This window comes from Bradyrhizobium sp. Kon56 (genome assembly GCF_055807635.1).
Genome location: NZ_JBVVOU010000159.1, coordinates 1 through 447, shown reverse-complemented (window position 1 = coordinate 447; position 447 = coordinate 1). Strand labels below are relative to the sequence as shown.

Here is a 447-nt window from a genome sequence, read left to right as displayed (position 1 = left end):
TGATCTAAAAAAAGCATTGGAGTTGTCGAGGGATGGACAAAAATCTGCTATTGAAGGAACGAAAGATAATTTCACTGCTTCAATAAAAAACACTCTGTTTGCGTGGTTGGTTGCTGGGTATGGCGTTAAGTCTAGCGATAAATATATACTCCATCCAGTAGATGAATGTCGGAGGTACTTTGAAGGTTTCCAGAGTATTTTGCGTATTGCAGTACCTCGTCAATTCAAGTTTGAGTCTATTGAGGTGGGTGTTGGTGCAGAGGTAGTTTTCGTATGTAATGGTGGGCGTGATCGTTTTATTCTTGAGAGTGCGTCGGGAGGTCTCGCAGCTGTAATTGAAATCGCATGGATGCTGTACCTTCAGCAGCTCAATGTGGAGGGGGGCGAGGAATTTACCGCGATAATTGATGAAATTGAAAATCATCTACACCCCAGTATTCAAAGAAC

Annotated in this window: 1 protein-coding gene; it reads left to right on the top strand. The window is 42.5% G+C overall.

Features of this window, described 5'->3' with window-relative positions:
• On the top strand, nt 1-447 hold a 447-nt coding region (locus AC0L3B_RS38415; protein ID WP_473382805.1), incomplete at both ends, for a hypothetical protein.